This is a genomic window from Bradyrhizobium sp. USDA 4501, from assembly GCF_054062115.1.
Genome location: NZ_JBSSEX010000001.1, coordinates 7,129,707 through 7,145,597, shown reverse-complemented (window position 1 = coordinate 7,145,597; position 15,891 = coordinate 7,129,707). Strand labels below are relative to the sequence as shown.

Annotated in this window: 15 protein-coding genes; 5 read left to right on the top strand and 10 right to left on the bottom strand. The window is 64.4% G+C overall.

Translation table 11 applies throughout. The annotated features are described in order from the left end of the window. Positions 1–73: 73 nt before the first annotated feature. Positions 74–1,150 (top strand): AraC family transcriptional regulator, encoded by a 1,077-nt coding sequence (locus ACVWZM_RS32890; RefSeq protein WP_310885666.1) that lies wholly within the window; start codon positions 74–76, stop codon positions 1,148–1,150. On the opposite strand, the gene ACVWZM_RS32885 is transcribed toward ACVWZM_RS32890, so the two are convergent. The 4 genes from ACVWZM_RS32885 to ACVWZM_RS32870 are packed head-to-tail and all read right to left on the bottom strand — an operon-like array spanning position 1,113 to position 4,682. Continuing rightward, complete coding sequence (locus tag ACVWZM_RS32885) at positions 1,113–1,265, bottom strand: hypothetical protein (RefSeq protein ID WP_158074242.1); 153 nt, start codon at positions 1,263–1,265, stop codon at positions 1,113–1,115. The two genes, ACVWZM_RS32890 and ACVWZM_RS32885, sit on opposite strands and share 38 nt — an antisense overlap. Positions 1,266–1,280: 15 nt before the next feature. Next, positions 1,281–2,636 (bottom strand): fumarylacetoacetase, encoded by a 1,356-nt coding sequence (gene fahA / locus ACVWZM_RS32880; protein WP_253625909.1) that lies wholly within the window; start codon positions 2,634–2,636, stop codon positions 1,281–1,283. Between the two features lie 37 nt (positions 2,637–2,673). Continuing rightward, positions 2,674–4,368: a cation/acetate symporter ActP gene (gene actP, locus ACVWZM_RS32875; protein WP_076834226.1), complete on the bottom strand. Its 1,695-nt coding sequence runs from the start codon at positions 4,366–4,368 to the stop codon at positions 2,674–2,676. After that, positions 4,365–4,682 carry a DUF485 domain-containing protein gene (locus ACVWZM_RS32870; protein WP_083715219.1) on the bottom strand — a complete coding sequence of 106 codons (318 nt, stop codon included), beginning with the start codon at positions 4,680–4,682 and terminating at the stop codon, positions 4,365–4,367. The genes actP and ACVWZM_RS32870 overlap by 4 nt, the downstream gene beginning before the upstream one ends. 627 nt (positions 4,683–5,309) lie before the next feature. On the opposite strand from ACVWZM_RS32870, the gene ACVWZM_RS32865 reads away from it, so the two are divergent. Continuing rightward, positions 5,310–5,507: a hypothetical protein gene (locus ACVWZM_RS32865; protein ID WP_076834229.1), complete on the top strand. Its 198-nt coding sequence runs from the start codon at positions 5,310–5,312 to the stop codon at positions 5,505–5,507. 267 nt (positions 5,508–5,774) lie between these two features. After that, positions 5,775–5,939, top strand: coding sequence for a hypothetical protein (locus ACVWZM_RS32860; RefSeq protein WP_158074243.1), 165 nt, complete (start codon positions 5,775–5,777; stop codon positions 5,937–5,939). 300 nt (positions 5,940–6,239) lie between these two features. On the opposite strand, the gene ACVWZM_RS32855 is transcribed toward ACVWZM_RS32860, so the two are convergent. The 6 genes from ACVWZM_RS32855 to ACVWZM_RS32830 are packed head-to-tail and all read right to left on the bottom strand — an operon-like array spanning position 6,240 to position 13,661. Then, the gene (locus ACVWZM_RS32855) at positions 6,240–7,466 is read right to left on the bottom strand and encodes an allantoate amidohydrolase (protein ID WP_456855610.1); all 1,227 of its coding nucleotides are present in this window, start codon (positions 7,464–7,466) and stop codon (positions 6,240–6,242) included. Continuing rightward, complete coding sequence (locus tag ACVWZM_RS32850; RefSeq protein WP_141339851.1) at positions 7,463–8,293, bottom strand: type 1 glutamine amidotransferase; 831 nt, start codon at positions 8,291–8,293, stop codon at positions 7,463–7,465. Before ACVWZM_RS32850 ends, ACVWZM_RS32855 begins: the two co-directional genes overlap by 4 nt. A gap of 3 nt (positions 8,294–8,296) precedes the next feature. Next, entirely contained in the window at positions 8,297–9,469 is a 1,173-nt protein-coding gene (locus ACVWZM_RS32845) for an iron-containing alcohol dehydrogenase (protein WP_057020603.1), read from the bottom strand. A 9-nt stretch (positions 9,470–9,478) separates the two neighbouring features. After that, complete coding sequence (locus ACVWZM_RS32840; protein ID WP_456816412.1) at positions 9,479–10,864, bottom strand: aldehyde dehydrogenase family protein; 1,386 nt, start codon at positions 10,862–10,864, stop codon at positions 9,479–9,481. 35 nt (positions 10,865–10,899) lie between these two features. Beyond that, positions 10,900–12,267, bottom strand: a complete 1,368-nt coding sequence (locus tag ACVWZM_RS32835; RefSeq protein ID WP_456855609.1) for a glutamine synthetase family protein — start codon at positions 12,265–12,267, stop codon at positions 10,900–10,902. Positions 12,268–12,317: 50 nt separating this feature from the next. After that, complete coding sequence (locus tag ACVWZM_RS32830; protein WP_456855608.1) at positions 12,318–13,661, bottom strand: aspartate aminotransferase family protein; 1,344 nt, start codon at positions 13,659–13,661, stop codon at positions 12,318–12,320. Between the two features lie 351 nt (positions 13,662–14,012). On the opposite strand from ACVWZM_RS32830, the gene ACVWZM_RS32825 reads away from it, so the two are divergent. Further along, complete coding sequence (locus ACVWZM_RS32825; protein ID WP_253589681.1) at positions 14,013–14,834, top strand: DeoR/GlpR family DNA-binding transcription regulator; 822 nt, start codon at positions 14,013–14,015, stop codon at positions 14,832–14,834. 13 nt (positions 14,835–14,847) lie between these two features. Next, positions 14,848–15,873, top strand: a complete 1,026-nt coding sequence (locus ACVWZM_RS32820) for a helix-turn-helix domain-containing protein (RefSeq protein ID WP_310885663.1) — start codon at positions 14,848–14,850, stop codon at positions 15,871–15,873. Positions 15,874–15,891: the final 18 nt, after the last annotated feature.

Below are 15,891 nucleotides of genomic sequence, written 5' to 3'. Positions count from 1 at the left end.
AAGATTGCCAAACGGCCGGAAGAGCCGTTCGTCGGCCTGTCAATCTGTGCCAGCCGGACGTGGAGGAAGTGCCATGAAGCCGATCAAGATCGTGATGCCGATCTCGAGCGACCCCGATGCGCCGACGCAGAGCCTGCTCGGACTCGGCGCGCTGGCCGCCGAGCTGGCGGCGCAGGGCGTGTCGGTTCGGGAGCTGTTTGCACGGACCGGTCTCGATGCCTCCCAGCTCGAGGATCCCCACGCTCGCATCTCGCACCGCCAGCGGCTGGCGATCTACCGCAACGCGATGCGGTTGGCGAAGCGCTCTGATATAGGGTTGCTCGCAGGCGCTCGGCAGCGCATCAGCGATTACGGCATTTACGGCTATGCGCTGGTGTCGAGCCGGACATTCGGCGAAGCGCTGATGTTCTCACTCGATCACATCACCATGGCCGGGCCGGCGGTCAGGCAGATCAGCTTCCGGATCGAGCACGGGACGACCGCGATCCTTCGCAGCCATGGGCTCGACCCGCTCGGCGAGCTGCTGCCGTTCGCCGCGGAATTCTGGCGCAGCTCGATGACCGCGGTGTTCAGCCGCATCCTCGAGTCGCCGTTCCCGAGCAAGAGGATGATCTTTCCGTTTGCCGCACCCGTGCACTGGCGCAACTACGAGCGGATGTTCAACTGCCCGATCGACTTCGGCGCCGATCGCATGGAATGGCATTTCGATGCCAAGGTGCTCGATCTGCCCTGCCCCAATGCAAACCCGATCACCGCGAAGATCTGCCAGCAGCTCTGTGACGTCGTCTTGACCGAGCATCCCGGCGAATCCGAGCTAGTAAGGCGGATCAGAGCCGCCTGCCTCAACAGCCCCAGCCGATTTGCGGGCGCGCCGGAGATCGCATCCAAGCTCGGGCTGTCGTTGCGAACGTTCCACCGCAGGCTGGCGGAGGACGGGCAGTCGTTCCAGTCGATCGTCGACGGGATGCGGCAGTCGATTGCGACAGAGTTGCTCGAGAACACCCATCTGGCCATCGATCAGGTCGCCGAGCGTGTCGGCTTTGCCGACGCTACCAGCTTCCGCAAGGCGTTCAAGAAGTGGACCAACCGCTCGCCGTCGGACTTCCGTCACCCTACAGCGCAGCCGCCAGCAGCGTCGCCAGACGCGTGACCAGCAGCAGCGATAACCCGACCGCCAATGTCAGGAGCTGTCCGAAGCGGAAGTCGTCTGGATCGAGCGCCGCGTTCTGGAGCTGTGCGTAGGTTAGCAGCGACTGACACTCCATATCACCCTCCCGCCATCAGGCATGGTTGTTTCCGGCAATCACGGCATCGACGGGCCCGATCCTGCCGACGCATGAGCCGAAGCCGATGCCCGCAAAACCTTCCAGGCTGCAGCGGCCGCGGAAGGTGACCTCGTCGCCGTCCTCGAGGAAGCCGCGGCGCTCGCCGCTCGGAAGCACGGCCGGCCGTGATCCGGCGGCGGTGAACTCGAGCATGCTCGAAAGCTGCGCCGGGCTAGGCCCCGAAATGGTGCCAGTGCCGATCAGGTCGCCCGGCAGCAGATTGCAGCCATTGATGCTGTGATGCGCGATCATCTGCGCCGGGGTCCAGTATAGGTATTTGGCATTGGATGTGAGAATCGCCGCGGCGGGCTGGTTCGCGGCGCGCATCTGCGCGGTCGAGAGCAGGACCTCGAGGTGGACATCGAGTCCGCCGTGCGATTGATCGGCCGCGTCGAACAGATAGTCGAGTGGACGCGGATCGCCGTCCGGCCGCGCCAGCGCCGCGACGCGGAACGGCGCCAGCGCATCCGACGTGACGACCCACGGTGACACCGAGGTAGCAAAACTCTTGCTGAGGAACGGTCCGAGCGGAAACATCTCCCAGCGCTGGATGTCGCGCGCCGACCAGTCGTTCAGCAGCGAATAGCCGACGATCTGCTGCGATGCTTCGGCGATCGGGACGGGATTGCCGAGCCGGTTGCCGGCAGCGAGGTAGAAGCCCATCTCGAGCTCGAAATCCAGCCGTTCGCACGGGCCAAAGCCCGGCGCTGCGCCCGCCACCGTGGGCGGGCGTTGCCCGAGTGGCCGTCGCACCATCCCGCGCCCCACTTGCACCGACGAGGCACGGCCGTGATAGGCGATGGGCACCCATTTGTAGTTCGCGGGAAGCGGATTTTCCGGCGTCAGCAGCGCGCCCGCCGCCCGCGCATGATAGATGCCGGCGTAGAAGTCCGTGTAGTTCGAGATGCGTGTGGGCAGATGCAGCGTCGCATCCGCGATCGACGTCAGCAATTCGGAGGCGCGGCGCCTGGTGTCATTGGCCGCGCTGCCCTGCCCCAGCAGATCGGCGGCGCGGCGGCGCAGCTCCCGCATCGCCATAGGTCCGAGCGCGAACAGCGCATTGAGCGTGCCTTGCTGGAGCGCCTGGCGGATCGGCGCCGCGAGGTGCTCATCGGAACCGAGCGCTCGCTTCAAGTCGAAGACGAAATCTCCGATCGCGGTGCCGATCCGGGGCTGCGGATCGGCCGCGGTGCTGAAGATGCCAAGCGGCAGATTCTGGATCGGGAAGTCGGTCGCGCTGCCGTTTGCCGTCTCGACAAAACTCCGCCGTGCCGGGTCGTGGGTCTCGTCGAGTTGAACTGCGTTGGTCATGCTGCCTTCCAGGTTCCTCGATCCGTGCCGTCCATTGTCACGAGGCTGCGGCTGCGAGAGCCGGCCGCTCGCTGGCCAAAGCCGCTCCGATCTCGGATTGGATGAACTGCGCCGCAAACGCCTCGCGTTCGCGCGCAGCGCGCTCGCTGCGATCCGTTACCGAGAACAGCCAGACGAACAGGAAGGCGAGCGGCATCGAGACCAGAGCCGGATTGTCGTAGGGGAACAGCGCCGTCGGAAAGCCGAGGACGGCGATCCAGACCGTCTTGCTCAGCACGACCAGCACGACCGACGCGACGAGGCCCGCGAGACCGCCGGCGACGGCGCCGCGCGTCGTGGTGCCACGCCAGAACATCGCCATCGCCAGCACCGGAAAATTGCAGCTCGCGGCCACCGACAACGCAAGTCCGGCCATGAACGCCACGTTCTGGTTCTCGAAGGCGTAGGCCAGCAGAACCGCAACGACGCCGATGGCCACAGCCGAGACCTTCGAGACCAGCAGTTCGCGCGCTTCGGATGCCTTGCCGCCGGCCAGCACCTGGCCGTAGATGTCATGACTGACGGCGGAGGCGCCGGCGAGCGTCAGGCCGGCGACGACGGCAAGGATGGTCGCGAATGCCACCGCGGAGATGAATCCGAGCAGCAGCGGACCGCCCATCGCGTGGGCGAGATGGATCGACGCCATGTTCGGCCCGCCAACCAGATCGGCGATCTTGTTGAACTGCCCGGATGCCGCGACATTGAAATAGCTCGGATCCGTCATAAGGATCGCTGCGGCGGCAAAGCCCAGCACCGGAATGATCCAGCAGAAATACGCGACGCAGGCCGTCGCATAGAACACCGATTTGCGGGCCGCGGCGGCGTCCTTCACCGTGAAGAACCGCATAAGGATATGCGGCAGGCCGGCAGTGCCGAACACTAGCGCGAGGCCGAGCGAGATGGCGGACACCGGTTCGGCGAACAGTCCGCCGGGGACCAGAATAGCGGCTCCCTTGGGATGGACGTGGCTTGCGGCCTCCAGCAGCCGTCCAAGGCTGAACTCGAAATGCCACAGGGCAGCCAGCGCGAGCAGCGTTCCGCCGCACAGCAGCAGCACTGCCTTGGTGATCTGAACCCAAGTGGTCGCCTGCATGCCGCCCACGATCACATAAAGGATCATCAGCACGCCGACGCCGAGCACGGCGAAGATGTAGTTGATGCCGAAAAGCAGCTGGATCACCTTGCCCGCGCCGATCAGCTGCGCGATCAGGTAGAACAGCACAACGACGAGACTTCCGGTCGCGGCGACGAGCCGGACCGGCGTCCGCTGCAGGCGAAACGCGGCGGCATCCGCGAAGGTGTAGCTGCCCAGATTGCGCATACGCTCCGACATCAGGAACAGCACTATCGGCCATCCCGTGAGAAAGCCGAGCGCGTAAATGAAGCCGTCGAAGCCGTTGGCGTAGACCAGCGCGGATATGCCGAGAAATGCGGCCGCCGACAGGAAATCGCCAGCGGTCGCCAGACCGTTCTGCACCGGCGTGATCGCGTGTCCGGCGGTGTAGAAGCCTGCCTTCGATCCGGTGCTGCCGGCCGAGCGCCAGGTGATGACGAGCGTGACGGCGACGATAATCAGGAACATTCCGATCGCGATCCAGTCGGGCCCACGCGCCGCCGCGGCGGACGCGCCCTGGGCCATCGCCGCGAATGGAAACACCACGCAAAGTGCGATCAGCAGCCATCTGGCGATCATCGGCCGAGCTCCCGATTGACTCTGCGCGCGAGTTCGTCGAAGCGCGTGTTCGAGCGCTGAACATAGAAGGCGGTGAAAGCGATGATCGCCGCAACCATGAGAAGGGCGAGCGCGAAGCCGAGCGGCATCGCGCTGCCGGCGAAACTCGCGCCGAGCGCGGCTTTCGCGGTCGAGATCAGCGCAATGAAGCCGAAGAACATGACCAGCGTCAGGATGGAGAGCCACCATCGCAACCTCGCGCGGCCTGAGACGAGCTCTCTGAACGCGCTATCGGCAAGGATTTTTCGCGTGCGCTCGGGCGACAGTTGTGGCATCCGATTCCTCCCTCAGAGACATTTTCCGACCGTCGCGTCCTTCCGCGTGCGTTGCGCCGCAGGGATTCGGGGCTCAGGACGTCTCTGTTCCGAGGCTCCGAGCATTAGAATCCGGACCACATCCGGCAAGGTGATATCCTGCCAAACTCCGGGTGATTTCATGCCATGCTGGGTGCGCCGCGATTGTCGCGCCATCGCCTGTCTCGACATCCCGGGACGATGCACAAGCCGGACAGTCGTAATTCGCCTGTCAGCCGACCTACGGGCTGTCGTCGATGCCTGGGCGGCAAAGCAGGACGATACTCCCGGCCGCTCTGAGGACGTCCGCCGGCTCATCGAGTTCGAGCTAACTGTATCGCCCACGGCGCTGCGCGCTGAACGGCACAGGCCCAGGGAGCGCGCCCGCGAATTGGCAGGCGACGCAATCCACAAGGTGACCGACAGTACAGCCAGCCAAGACGATCAGGCCAGCCGCAAGCGCAAGCTCATCAAAAGGCCGGAGCGGTTTCACAAGGGTACGCCGCGACAGAAATCTAAAATGATCACAGCCTCAAGATCATTGCCCCATAATAGGATCGAAAGCTTGCTTCGCGCGTTGAATGAGTCAGCCCAAATGGGAGGTCAACAATGATTAAAGAGCGAGACCGACGGGCGCCGACGGCTGCGGAACGCGAAGCAAACAAGGCATTCAAAACTGTCAGGCCGAAGGATGCTATGACGGATTACGCCAAAGCGCAAAAAGCGGTCCATGATAATCGAGAGCGCCTAAAGGCCGAACGGCTGGCGCGGGAGGCAGAAGCGGCCAACCGCACAAAAGCAGACTAAGCGTCCCATGTGGATGATCACGGAGGACCAAAGTTTGTGAGGGTGAAATGGCCCTGCACTTCCGCCGAGTCGATACTGAACTGGAGATTTGGATCGCAAGCAGCGACGACTATTCATTCGTCATCAGCAACGAGAGCCGGAGTGGACCTGGATTGCATGGAGAGCCGGGCTTTGTTGCATCATATCGCCCCGACTTTCTGAATATGCCAGCGGCTCACGTATCCGGGTCTCCCTTCAGTTCGTTCGCTGAAGCCGAGCGGGCCTGCAATGCGTTCCTGGGGCGCCTCATCATTAAGGGATGACTACCGTTATCCGCCCGCCGCGGCTATGGCTTCTTCTGCGGCATCGCCGTGGCCGGCCGTTGCAGTCTACGCCGGCAAAGCCAAAGAGCAGACCATCGCCGAATTCCTGCTCAACATCATCCCGAAATAATCCTTCGTGCCCGAAGCGTTTATCGGCTCGTTCAAAAGAAAGGCTTGCAGAGCAAATCGAAGTTTATCGATTGCGATACTGGTTCCGTAACTGGGCTCAATGCGCACGAGGTCCGTCATATGGGTCCAAACCGATCTCGGCGGTCCGCTTCGCCTTGGTCGGCTTTCCTCGCGAAGAAACGCGATCGTCGCTCATACGGTCTGGTTGCAGATTCGAGTCCCGCCGGACCCACCAGCAAATCAGTTACTTGTCGGGTGGTGTCCCTTCATCGCCCATTTAGGATCATCCATCCGAAATGCCTCACGCCGTCGCGGTAACCATTCTCCACAGCACCTCGGTCAGCACCGCGTAGCCCTTGTCGAGGGCCGCGGGCGCCGTGAACTCGCGCGGATTGTGGCTGAGCCCGCCCTCGCTCGGGACGAAGATCAGCGAGGACGGAACAGATTTCTGGATCGCCAGCGCGTCGTGGCCGGTGATGGTCTTGAACGTCATGGCCTTGAAACCGAGATCCGCGGCGACAGAAAGAACCAGTGCCACGCCGCCGGGATCAAGCACGGTCCCCGCTCGCCTCTCGTCGGCAGCGATCGAGATACCAACGCCGATCTCGCCCGACTCACGCGCGATTCGCTTCAGAAAGCGATCGCTGATCGCCGCGACCACGGCTTCGGCCTCATGCCGGATCTCGAACCAGACCCGAACACGGCCCGCCACGACATTCGGCGAGTTGGGATAAACGCTGATGCGCCCCGCGGAGGCATGGGCGCCCGCAGTCTCCCTCGCGACCTCCTGGTACAGCGCCTCGATAGCCCGGGCCGCTGCGCGCAGTGCGTCGCGGCGGAGCGCCATCGGCATCGGTCCGGTGTGCGAGTAGTCGCCTTCGAACATCACCGATATCTTGCGCGTCATCCACGCGCCGGACACTGCGGCAATGTCGCCAGCCGCCTGCTCCAGGCGATCGCCCTGCTCCACATGCAACTCGACATAGCGCACCGGATTGTGTTCGAGCGGCGTCGTCCCGCAATAGCCGATCGCGGCCAGCGCCTCGCCCAGGGTGACGCCCTCTGCGTCGCTGCACGCATATGCATCCTTCAGGCTCAGGGCGCCGGCGAAAACCGAGCTGCCGGTCAGGCTGGGCTGGAAGCGGGCACCCTCCTCATTGGTCCAGTTCACGACGGCGAGGTTGCGTCGCGCGGCGCCGGGATTGGCACGGCAACGCTCCCTGACGGCCTCGACCGCGAGGATCCCGGCGAGCACGCCGAAGACCCCGTCATATCGTCCTCCGGTCGGCTGGGAATCGAGGTGCGAGCCGGTCATGACGACCTCCGTGGACGCCGGCGCCAGCATCGCCACGCCAAATAGATTGCCGATCGCGTCGATCCTCGGAACAAGGCCGCGATCGGCGATCTCGTGCAAGAAGAGGTCCCTCGCCTCCTTGTCGCGCGCCGTTCCAGCCAGCCGACACACGCCACCGTCGTCGGTCGCACCGATCCTGGCAAAGCGCGCGATGAGGTCATGCAATGCGGTCATGTCTGCTCCAGCGATGCGATCCAGTTCCTCAGCTCGGTCTGCCGGCAATCATGGCTCAGAATGTCGCGGTGAAGTGCCAGTTTCCAGGCGAGATCGCCACGCCGTTCGTCCGCCTCGAGCGCCGAGAGGTCGGCGGCATAACGCGCGAGCGCGTCCAGATCGGCAAAGAAACCCTCGTCAACCAGGAGCTGTCCGTAGCGCCGGATGACGGCGACGACGTCGTGCAAGCGATATTCGGGATGATACTGCACGCCCCAGAATAGCCCGCGACCGAAACGGATCTCCGCCGCCTGAACCTCGCACATGGTATTCCAGGCGGTGACGGTTGCGGACTGCGGAAGGCGGGTGACAATATCGCTGTGGATGGCCGGCGCGTCGAACACCGCCGCACGGCCAGCATGCATGGGATGAGCGCGGCCTTCAGCCGTCAGCATGATCCTTCGCGCGAATCCGACCTCGCGCCCCGCCGGGTTGAGACCGACCTCGCCGCCCGCTGCGACCGTGGCGAGCTGCAAGCCCCAGCACGAGCCGAACATTGGCACTCCGCGAACGAAGATCTCGCGCACGAGGTCGATCTGCCGCAGCGCTTCGACCTCTCGCTGGTAGATATTGAGGGCCGACCCGGTGATCGCGATGCCGTGGTAAGCTTCGAGCGGTTGCGGCAGCGCGAAGCTCGCATCCGCCGGTGTCGCGATGTCGACGACGACGCGAGGTGCAAGCGACCGCAGGACCGCCGCATAGCTCTCCGCAGGCATTGCGCCCGCCGTCTCGGCGATCCGTCGCCGGCCGGCCAGCGTGTTGCCCTCGAGAACGAGCAGCCTCAGCACGGCTCAGCTTCCAAGATCGCCTCGAATGGCGGCCAGCGTCAGCTGCTTGAACTCCGGCTCGGTCAACGGCCGCGGATTGGCACCCGCAGTCGGATCCTTGACGGCATCGGCCGCGATCGTTCCGGCGTCGGTCTCCTTCACCCCGAGCTCGGCGAGCGTATGCGGCACGCCGAGCTTCTTGCGGAAGGCCAGCAGCCAGGACAGCACGGCATCGAAGTCTTGGCTCGGCAGGTTGAGCGCGCGGGCAATGTGCGGAATCTTGTCGGCGATCGCAGCCTTGTTGCAGACCAGGACATAAGGGAAGACCACACCATTGGTCAGCCCGTGATGGGTATCGTATCGGGCGCCGACCGGATGGGATATCGAGTGGATCGCGCCCAACCCCTTCTGGAACGCGGTGGCTCCCATCGAGGCCGCGGCGAACATATAGGCGCGCGCTTCGAGGTCGCGACCGTTCTCGACCGCGCGCGACAGATAGTTATCGACGATCTTCATCCCCTCCAGTGCGATGCCGTCGGCAAGCGGGTGAAATGCCTTGACGCAGTAGGCCTCGAAGCAGTGCGACAGCGCATCCATGCCGGTTGCCATGGTGAGAAACGGCGAGAGACCGACCGCGAGCTCGGGATCCTCGATTGCGATCCTGGGCATCATCATGGGATGGAAGATGATCTTCTTCTCATGGGTATCCTCACGAGTGATCACACCGGCGCGGCCGACCTCGGACCCCGTGCCTGCCGTCGTCGGCACCGCAATGATCGGCGCGATGCCCTTGGTGTTGGCGCGCGTCCACCAATCGCCGACGTCCTCGAAATCCCAGACCGGGCGCGACTGCGCCACCATGAACGCCACGCATTTGCCGACGTCCAGGGCCGAACCTCCGCCCACCGCAATCACGCCGTCATGACCGCCGGCCTTGAAGGCTTCGACGCCGGCCGTCAGGTTGGTTTCGGTCGGATTGGTCTTCACGTCGGAAAACACGGCGAGCGGAATGCCCGCCTCGCGCACACGGTCGACGATGCTGGCGATGAGATCGGTCTTGGCAAGCCCGTGATCGGTGACCAGCAATGGCCTGGTGAGGCCGTTGGTCTGGCACGCCTCGGGAAGCTCGGCAATGCGGCCCGCGCCGGTAACGACGCGCGTCGGAAAATTCCAGGCGCCGGTGATCTGAACGTCCATGTGCTGCTCTCAATGCTCGATGCGAAGGTGGAACGATCTTGGGCGGGTCAACGCCTCGAAGCCGAGGCGCGACATGCCGACACCACGTCCGGTGTCCTTGAGGCCGGTCCACGCCAGGGCGGGATCGACATAATCGCAGCGGTTCATGAATACGGTGCCCGTTGCGATGCCGTCACCGATACGTTCGGCTGCGGCGGCGTCCTCGGTCCAGACCGATGCAGTCAGGCCATAGGGGCTGTCGTTCATTAGGCCAACCGCCTCCTGATCGGAGGAGACCTTCATGAGGCCGACCGCAGGCCCGAAGCTCTCCTCCATCATCACCTGCATGGAGTGATCGACGCCGACCAGGACCTGAGGCATCAGATAGGCCGTACCGATCTTGTCCGCCGGGAACCGGGCCGGATCGATCAGAGGCTGCGCGCCTTTTGCGACGGCCTCGCCGATGTGGGCGCGGACGGTATCGGCAAAGCGTGTCGCCGCCATCGGGCCGAGCGTCGTGTCCCGCGACAGCGGGTTGCCGAGCCGGTAGCGCGCGGTCAGGCCGGCAAAGGCGTCTACAAAGGAGTCATAGATCCGCTCATGCACGTAAATCCGCTCGATGCCGCAGCAGCATTGGCCGGAGTTGTAGAAGGCGCCGTCCACGAGCTGCTCGACCGCGAAATCGAAATCGGCATCCGGCCGCACATAGGCCGGATCCTTGCCGCCGAGCTCTAGCCCGAGGCTGATGAATGTCCCGGCCGCCGCTCGCTCGACCGCCCGGCCGCCGGCGACCGAACCGGTGAAGTTCACATGGTCGACCGAGCGCGATGAGATCAGCTCACTGGTCATGACATGGTCGAGCGTGAGCGTCCTGAACACCCCCTTGGGCAGGCCGACCCGGTCCAGTGCCGCCTGGAAGCGCTCACCGACCAGCAGGGTCTGCGCGGCATGCTTCAGGATCACGGCGTTGCCGGCCAGCAGCGCCGGCACGATGGTGTTGGCCGCGGTGAGATAGGGATAGTTCCAGGGCGCGATCACCAGCACGATGCCGGCAGGAATGCGCTTGATCATGCGGCGGAAGCCGGGCTGCCCGGTCGGCACGATCGGCGCCAGCGCTTCATCGCTGAGCTCGACCAGCACGCGGACGCGCTCCTCCAGGCTGCGCAGTTCGCCGCCATAGCGCACCGGCCGGCCCATCTGCATCGCGAGCTCCGGAACGACCTCGTCGTTCTGCGCCCGCATCTCGTGCAGGAAGGCGAGCATCATGGCCTTGCGCTCGGCGAGCGATATGCTCGACCATTCCTGCTGCGCTTTCCGTGCTTGCGCGAGAGCCGCGGCGACCTCGGCACCCGTTGCGACGGGCCGCCGGGCAACCTCGCTGCCGTCGACCGGCGAAATGCAGACGATATCGTTCACGTGATGTCACTCGTTTTTGGAAGGGAGGATCCGTCTCAAATGATCTCGAAGTAGCGAGCGAGCTCCCAGTCGGTGATGGCCTTGCGGAACTCGCGCTCCTCCCACTGCCGCGTCATCGCGTAGTGATCGACGAAGACGTCGCCAAACAGTTTGCGCGCCGCCTGCGAGGCGACCAGCCGGTCGGCCGCCTCCGACAACGTGCGCGGAAACGCGCGCTCGGGCGGATGCCTGCGCTCATAGGCGTTGCCGATGATCGGCTCGTCCGGTTCGATCCTGTGCTCGATTCCCCAGAGGCCCGATCCGAGCGCGGCCGCGATCGCCAGATACGGATTGATGTCGGCGGCAGCGACGCGGTACTCGACGCGCTGGCTGGCCGGCTTGCCGGGAATGACGCGCAACGCGCAGGTCCGGTTCTCGATTCCCCAGGTCGCGTCGGTCGGTGCCCAGAAGCCGGGGATCAGGCGCGAGTAGCTGTTCACGGTCGAGGCCACCATCGCGAGCAGCTCCGGAAGCAGCGCCTGCTGGCCGCCGACGAACCAGCGCATGATGTCGGACATGTCGCCGGGCCTGCCGCCCTGGTGAAACACCGGCTTGCCGTCCCGGTCGCGCAGCGACAGATGCAGATGCCCGGATTGTCCGGGATAGGCGTTCGACCATTTGGCCATGAAGGTGAGCATCTTGCCCTGACGCTCGGCCCAGACCTTGGAGAAGGTCTTGAACAGCACGGCGCGGTCGGCGGCCGCGAGCGCATCGGTGTATTGGATCGCGGCCTCCAGCACGCCGGGTCCGGTCTCGGTGTGCAGGCCTTCGACCGGCATGTCCATCTCGTTGCAGAGCTTGAGCAGCGAGCGATGAAATTCGGACTCGACGGAGGCGCGCAGCATAGAATAGCCGAACCAGCCCGGCGTGAGATTCTTCAAGCCGCGAAAGCCCTTCTCGCGCACGCTGTGCGGCGTCTCGTCGAACACGAAGAACTCGAACTCCGCGGCCACGGACGGCGAGAATCCCATGCCCTCGGCGCGGTCAATGACGCGCCGCAGCAGCCGGCGCGGACACACCCCCGCCGCGGCGCCCTCGAATTCACCGAGGAAGAACAGCATGTTCTCTTCCGTCGGCACATTGCGGCAGGTCGAAGGATCGATGCGCGCGGTCGCGTCGGGAAAGGCCGTATGCCAGCCGGTGAATGCACAATTGTCGTACATCTGGTCGTTGGAGTCCCAGCCGAACACGATATCACAGAAGCTGAAGCCGGCCTCCAGCGCGCCGACGAACTTGTCGCGCGCGAGATATTTTCCGCGAATGACGCCGTCGAGATCGACGATGCCGAGCTTGACGTGGGAGAGGCCCCGCTCCTCGACAAGGGCCTTCGCCTCGGCGATAGTTCGTACGCTTCTTGCATCCATGATCTTCAAATCTTCGGCTTCTGTGGCATCGCGGGCTATCGGCGATCGCGTCACGACGCGGCCACCTCGCGCAACTCCTCGTCGCACGCGGTGATGAACATGTCGGCGTGGTCCTTGCCGAAGCACAGCGGCGGACGAATCTTGAGCGTGCTGCCGAACGGACCGGCAGCACCGATCAGGATGCCGCGCCGGCGCAGGCGATTGATCAGCAGGCTAGCGAGCTCCGGTGCGGGCTCCTTGCTGTCGCGGTCGCGCACCAGCTCGAGCCCGATGAACAGGCCGGCACCACGAACGTCTCCGATGGTCATGTGGCGATTGCCGATCTCGCGCAATCCATCCATCAGGTGACGGCTGACCTCGCGCGCATTCTGCATCAAGCCCTCGTCCTCGATGACGTCGAGCACGGCAAGGCCTGCGGCCGCGGCCACCGGGTTGCCGCCGAAGGTGTTGAAGTACTTCACTTCCGCGGCAAAGCGATCGAGCAGCGCGGCGCGCATGGCGACGCCTCCCATCGGAAAGCCGTTGCCCATGGGCTTGCCCATCGTGACGATGTCGGGGACGACGCCATGGCGCGCGAAGCCCCACATCGCCGCCCCGGTTCGTCCGAAGCCTGGCTGCACCTCGTCGGCGATGAACAGTCCCTGACGTTCGTGCACGAGCTTCACGGTGGGGGCCAGGAAGCCGGCAGGGTCGGCATGGATGCCATCGCTCGAAAAGATCGTGTCCACCAGCAGCGCAGCAAAGCCGAAGCCGCTTCGCTCGAGATCGGTGATCGCTGCGGCAACGCTGTCGGCAAAGCGCTGGCCGGGATCGCCGACCGGATTGCGATACATCTCGGGTGCGGGAACTGCCCGCACGTGGGGCGGCAGCGGCTGACCGGGACGCGAGGACGGCGAGACATCGGTCACTGCGGCGCTATTGCCGTGATAGGCGGTCTCCGTGACAATGAAGCCCGTCCGCCCGGTTGCCACTTTCGCGACCCGTAGCGCAAGGTCATTCGCCTCGCTGCCGGTGCAAGTCAGGACCAGGTGATCGATCCCGCGCGGAAACGTCGCCAGGAGACGCTCCGCATAGCCATCGACGACGTCGTTGAGATAGCGTGTGTGCGTGCTGAGCAGGCCGGCCTGACGGCTTATCGCCTCGACAACGCGCGGATGCGAATGCCCGACCGACGGCACGTTGTTGTAGAGATCGAGATAGCGCCGACCATCGACGTCGAACATATAGACGCCTTCGGCGCGCGCCATCCTGATCGGCTCCTGATAGAACAGCACCGAGGCTTTTCCGAACGAACGCAGGCGTCGTTGCACCGCCTCGCCGAGCGCTGGGTCGATTGACGACACCCGACTCTGATCGAAGGCGTTCAACGCCAGAATCCCTTTTTCCTGCTGCATCGCCTGCCTTTCCTTTGGCCCGCGGCCTGCGCGGACCAAAGCCGTCCCCTGCGGCGATCATTCCCCAGCCGTTCCACTGCGACCTTGGATCTATGTGCGAATCCCCACAACTGAAAAGCAGATTGCAGGCAAGAGACACCAGAACGTCAGACATGCGCTCCGCATTCCAAAGCCATACTTCATATGTTTCAGTGCCTTATGTGATCGCCATGATTCCTTTGCGAATTCCATAGGCAGCACGGCGCCCAAAAAATGAGGAATATGCCACACAATTGATGTGGACTCACAACATCACTTGGGGAACGATCATGGCACGGACGCTGGAGAGGTTTGCAGCCGGAGAGACAGCGAATGACGAGTGACGCCCCTGCTGCGGCCGACAAGCGGCCACGAAAGGCCGACGGCGACCGCCTCTCGAAGCTCGCGCGCCACAAGCACATCATCTCGCAACTCACCGCCGCGCCGACGCTGCGGGCTTCCGAGCTCGCCGCCGTGCTCGGCGTCTCCGGCGAGACCATCCGGCGCGATCTGATGGAGCTTCAGGAGCAGAAGCTCATCAACCGCACCTATGGCGGGGCGTCCCGTCCCTTCGCGCTCGAGCCGGCGCTGACCGATCGCAAGGCGATCATGATCGCCGAGCGCGAGGCGATGGCCGCGGTGATCGCCGACCTGATCCTGCCGAACGAGGTGTTGATGCTTGGCGCGGGCGCGACCACGTTTCACATCGCGCGACGGCTGGCCTCACGCGCGCAAGACATCACCGTGATCACCCATGATTACGCCATTGCGGCCGCGCTAGCCGTCAATCCGTCGATCCGCGTGCTCTGCTGTCCCGGCCGCTATCACCCCACCGAAGGTTATGTGTTCGGCACGCAGACGATCGCGAACATCAACAGCTATGAGGCCAACCGCGCCATCGTGAGCGCGACCGGCATCAGCGCGCGCGGCGCGAATGATGCCGACGATGAGGCCGGTGCCATCTATGGCGCGATGGCCAAGCGCGCCGCAGAAGCCATCCTGGTAGCCGATCACGGCAAATTCGACCAGCGTGCGCTCACCGTCTTCGCACATTGGACCGATATCGATCGCCTGGTTACCGATCGGCAGCCAGAGGGAGCTCTGGCAACCGCTCTCCGTGAAGCCGGAACGGAGATCATCGTTGCGCAACCCTGAGAAAGGCCCAGCCATGGCACGCCTGACATCTGTTGCTTCCCGCGAGGAACACACCGGCCTTCATGCTGGCAACGACAAGGGCCCCGGTCCCACGCAGGATTGGCGGACCCGGATCGGACGCCTCGATCTCGAACTCGTCGGGCCGGACCACGCCTTTGCCCGCAACTGGGAACGCGTTGCCTGCATCCACGATGCCGCCTATGTGCTGGTGTTTCCGCAGACTGGATGCGTCGCATTCAGCCAGGACAGCCGCATCGGGATCGCACGTCCCGGCGAATATGTCCTGCTCAGCGAGCTCGCCTTCTACGAATTGTCGTCTGACAAGACCGCGCGCTTCCTGATGTTGCGGATTCCGGCCGCCGAGCTGCGCGGCCGGCTCGTCTCGGTTGAAGATCACATCAGTCGCCGCTTCAAGCCAAACGAACAGATGACGCACCTGCTGGCGGGCATGATCCGCAGCGTGGCCGAACTGTTCGTCGCCTCGCCGCCGCCGAACCCCCAGGCGCTCGCGACCGAAATGATCAGCTTCGTCGCGCTGACCATCGGATCGGAGGATCGCGGCGCCGCAACCGATGTGCGCAACGCGCGCTATCACCTGCGCCGCCGGATCGTCGACTTCATCGAGAGCCATCTCGGTGACCAGTCGTTGTCGCCGAAGAAGATCGCGGCGTCGAGCCGCATCTCGCTCAGTTATTTGTACAGCCTGTTCAACGACAACGAAACCACGGTCAGCCAGTTCGTCCAGACCAAGCGGCTGCAGCGGGCGTATGAAATCCTAGTCGCCGATCCGAAGGGCCGGCGGACCGTCTCGGAGGTCGCCTACGAAGTCGGCTTCAAGAACGTGTCGCATTTCTCCCGCTGCTTCAGCCGGCACTTCAAGGTGGCGCCGCGCGACGTTCGCCAGGCGCCCGTGTCGGCGCCGCAGCCGGCCGCTGGCGTGCCGCAGCCGAGGAGCCCTGCCGCCCGAGTGGCGCGGCGCAACGGATTCGACTCCCCCTATTGGGAGATCGACAAGCAGTCGGTCCACGAGACCGCGTAACGCCCCATCCCAAGGCAA

Coding starts and splice junctions, on each gene's coding strand:
- ACVWZM_RS32890 (WP_310885666.1), top strand. CDS start 74: ATGAAGCCGATCAAGATCGTGATGCCGATCTCGAGCGACCCCGATGCG.
- ACVWZM_RS32885 (WP_158074242.1), bottom strand. CDS start 1,265: ATGGAGTGTCAGTCGCTGCTAACCTACGCACAGCTCCAGAACGCGGCG.
- fahA (WP_253625909.1), bottom strand. CDS start 2,636: ATGACCAACGCAGTTCAACTCGACGAGACCCACGACCCGGCACGGCGG.
- actP (WP_076834226.1), bottom strand. CDS start 4,368: ATGATCGCCAGATGGCTGCTGATCGCACTTTGCGTGGTGTTTCCATTC.
- ACVWZM_RS32870 (WP_083715219.1), bottom strand. CDS start 4,682: ATGCCACAACTGTCGCCCGAGCGCACGCGAAAAATCCTTGCCGATAGC.
- ACVWZM_RS32865 (WP_076834229.1), top strand. CDS start 5,310: ATGATTAAAGAGCGAGACCGACGGGCGCCGACGGCTGCGGAACGCGAA.
- ACVWZM_RS32860 (WP_158074243.1), top strand. CDS start 5,775: ATGCGTTCCTGGGGCGCCTCATCATTAAGGGATGACTACCGTTATCCG.
- ACVWZM_RS32855 (WP_456855610.1), bottom strand. CDS start 7,466: ATGACCGCATTGCATGACCTCATCGCGCGCTTTGCCAGGATCGGTGCG.
- ACVWZM_RS32845 (WP_057020603.1), bottom strand. CDS start 9,469: ATGGACGTTCAGATCACCGGCGCCTGGAATTTTCCGACGCGCGTCGTT.
- ACVWZM_RS32835 (WP_456855609.1), bottom strand. CDS start 12,267: ATGGATGCAAGAAGCGTACGAACTATCGCCGAGGCGAAGGCCCTTGTC.
- ACVWZM_RS32830 (WP_456855608.1), bottom strand. CDS start 13,661: ATGCAGCAGGAAAAAGGGATTCTGGCGTTGAACGCCTTCGATCAGAGT.
- ACVWZM_RS32825 (WP_253589681.1), top strand. CDS start 14,013: ATGACGAGTGACGCCCCTGCTGCGGCCGACAAGCGGCCACGAAAGGCC.
- ACVWZM_RS32820 (WP_310885663.1), top strand. CDS start 14,848: ATGGCACGCCTGACATCTGTTGCTTCCCGCGAGGAACACACCGGCCTT.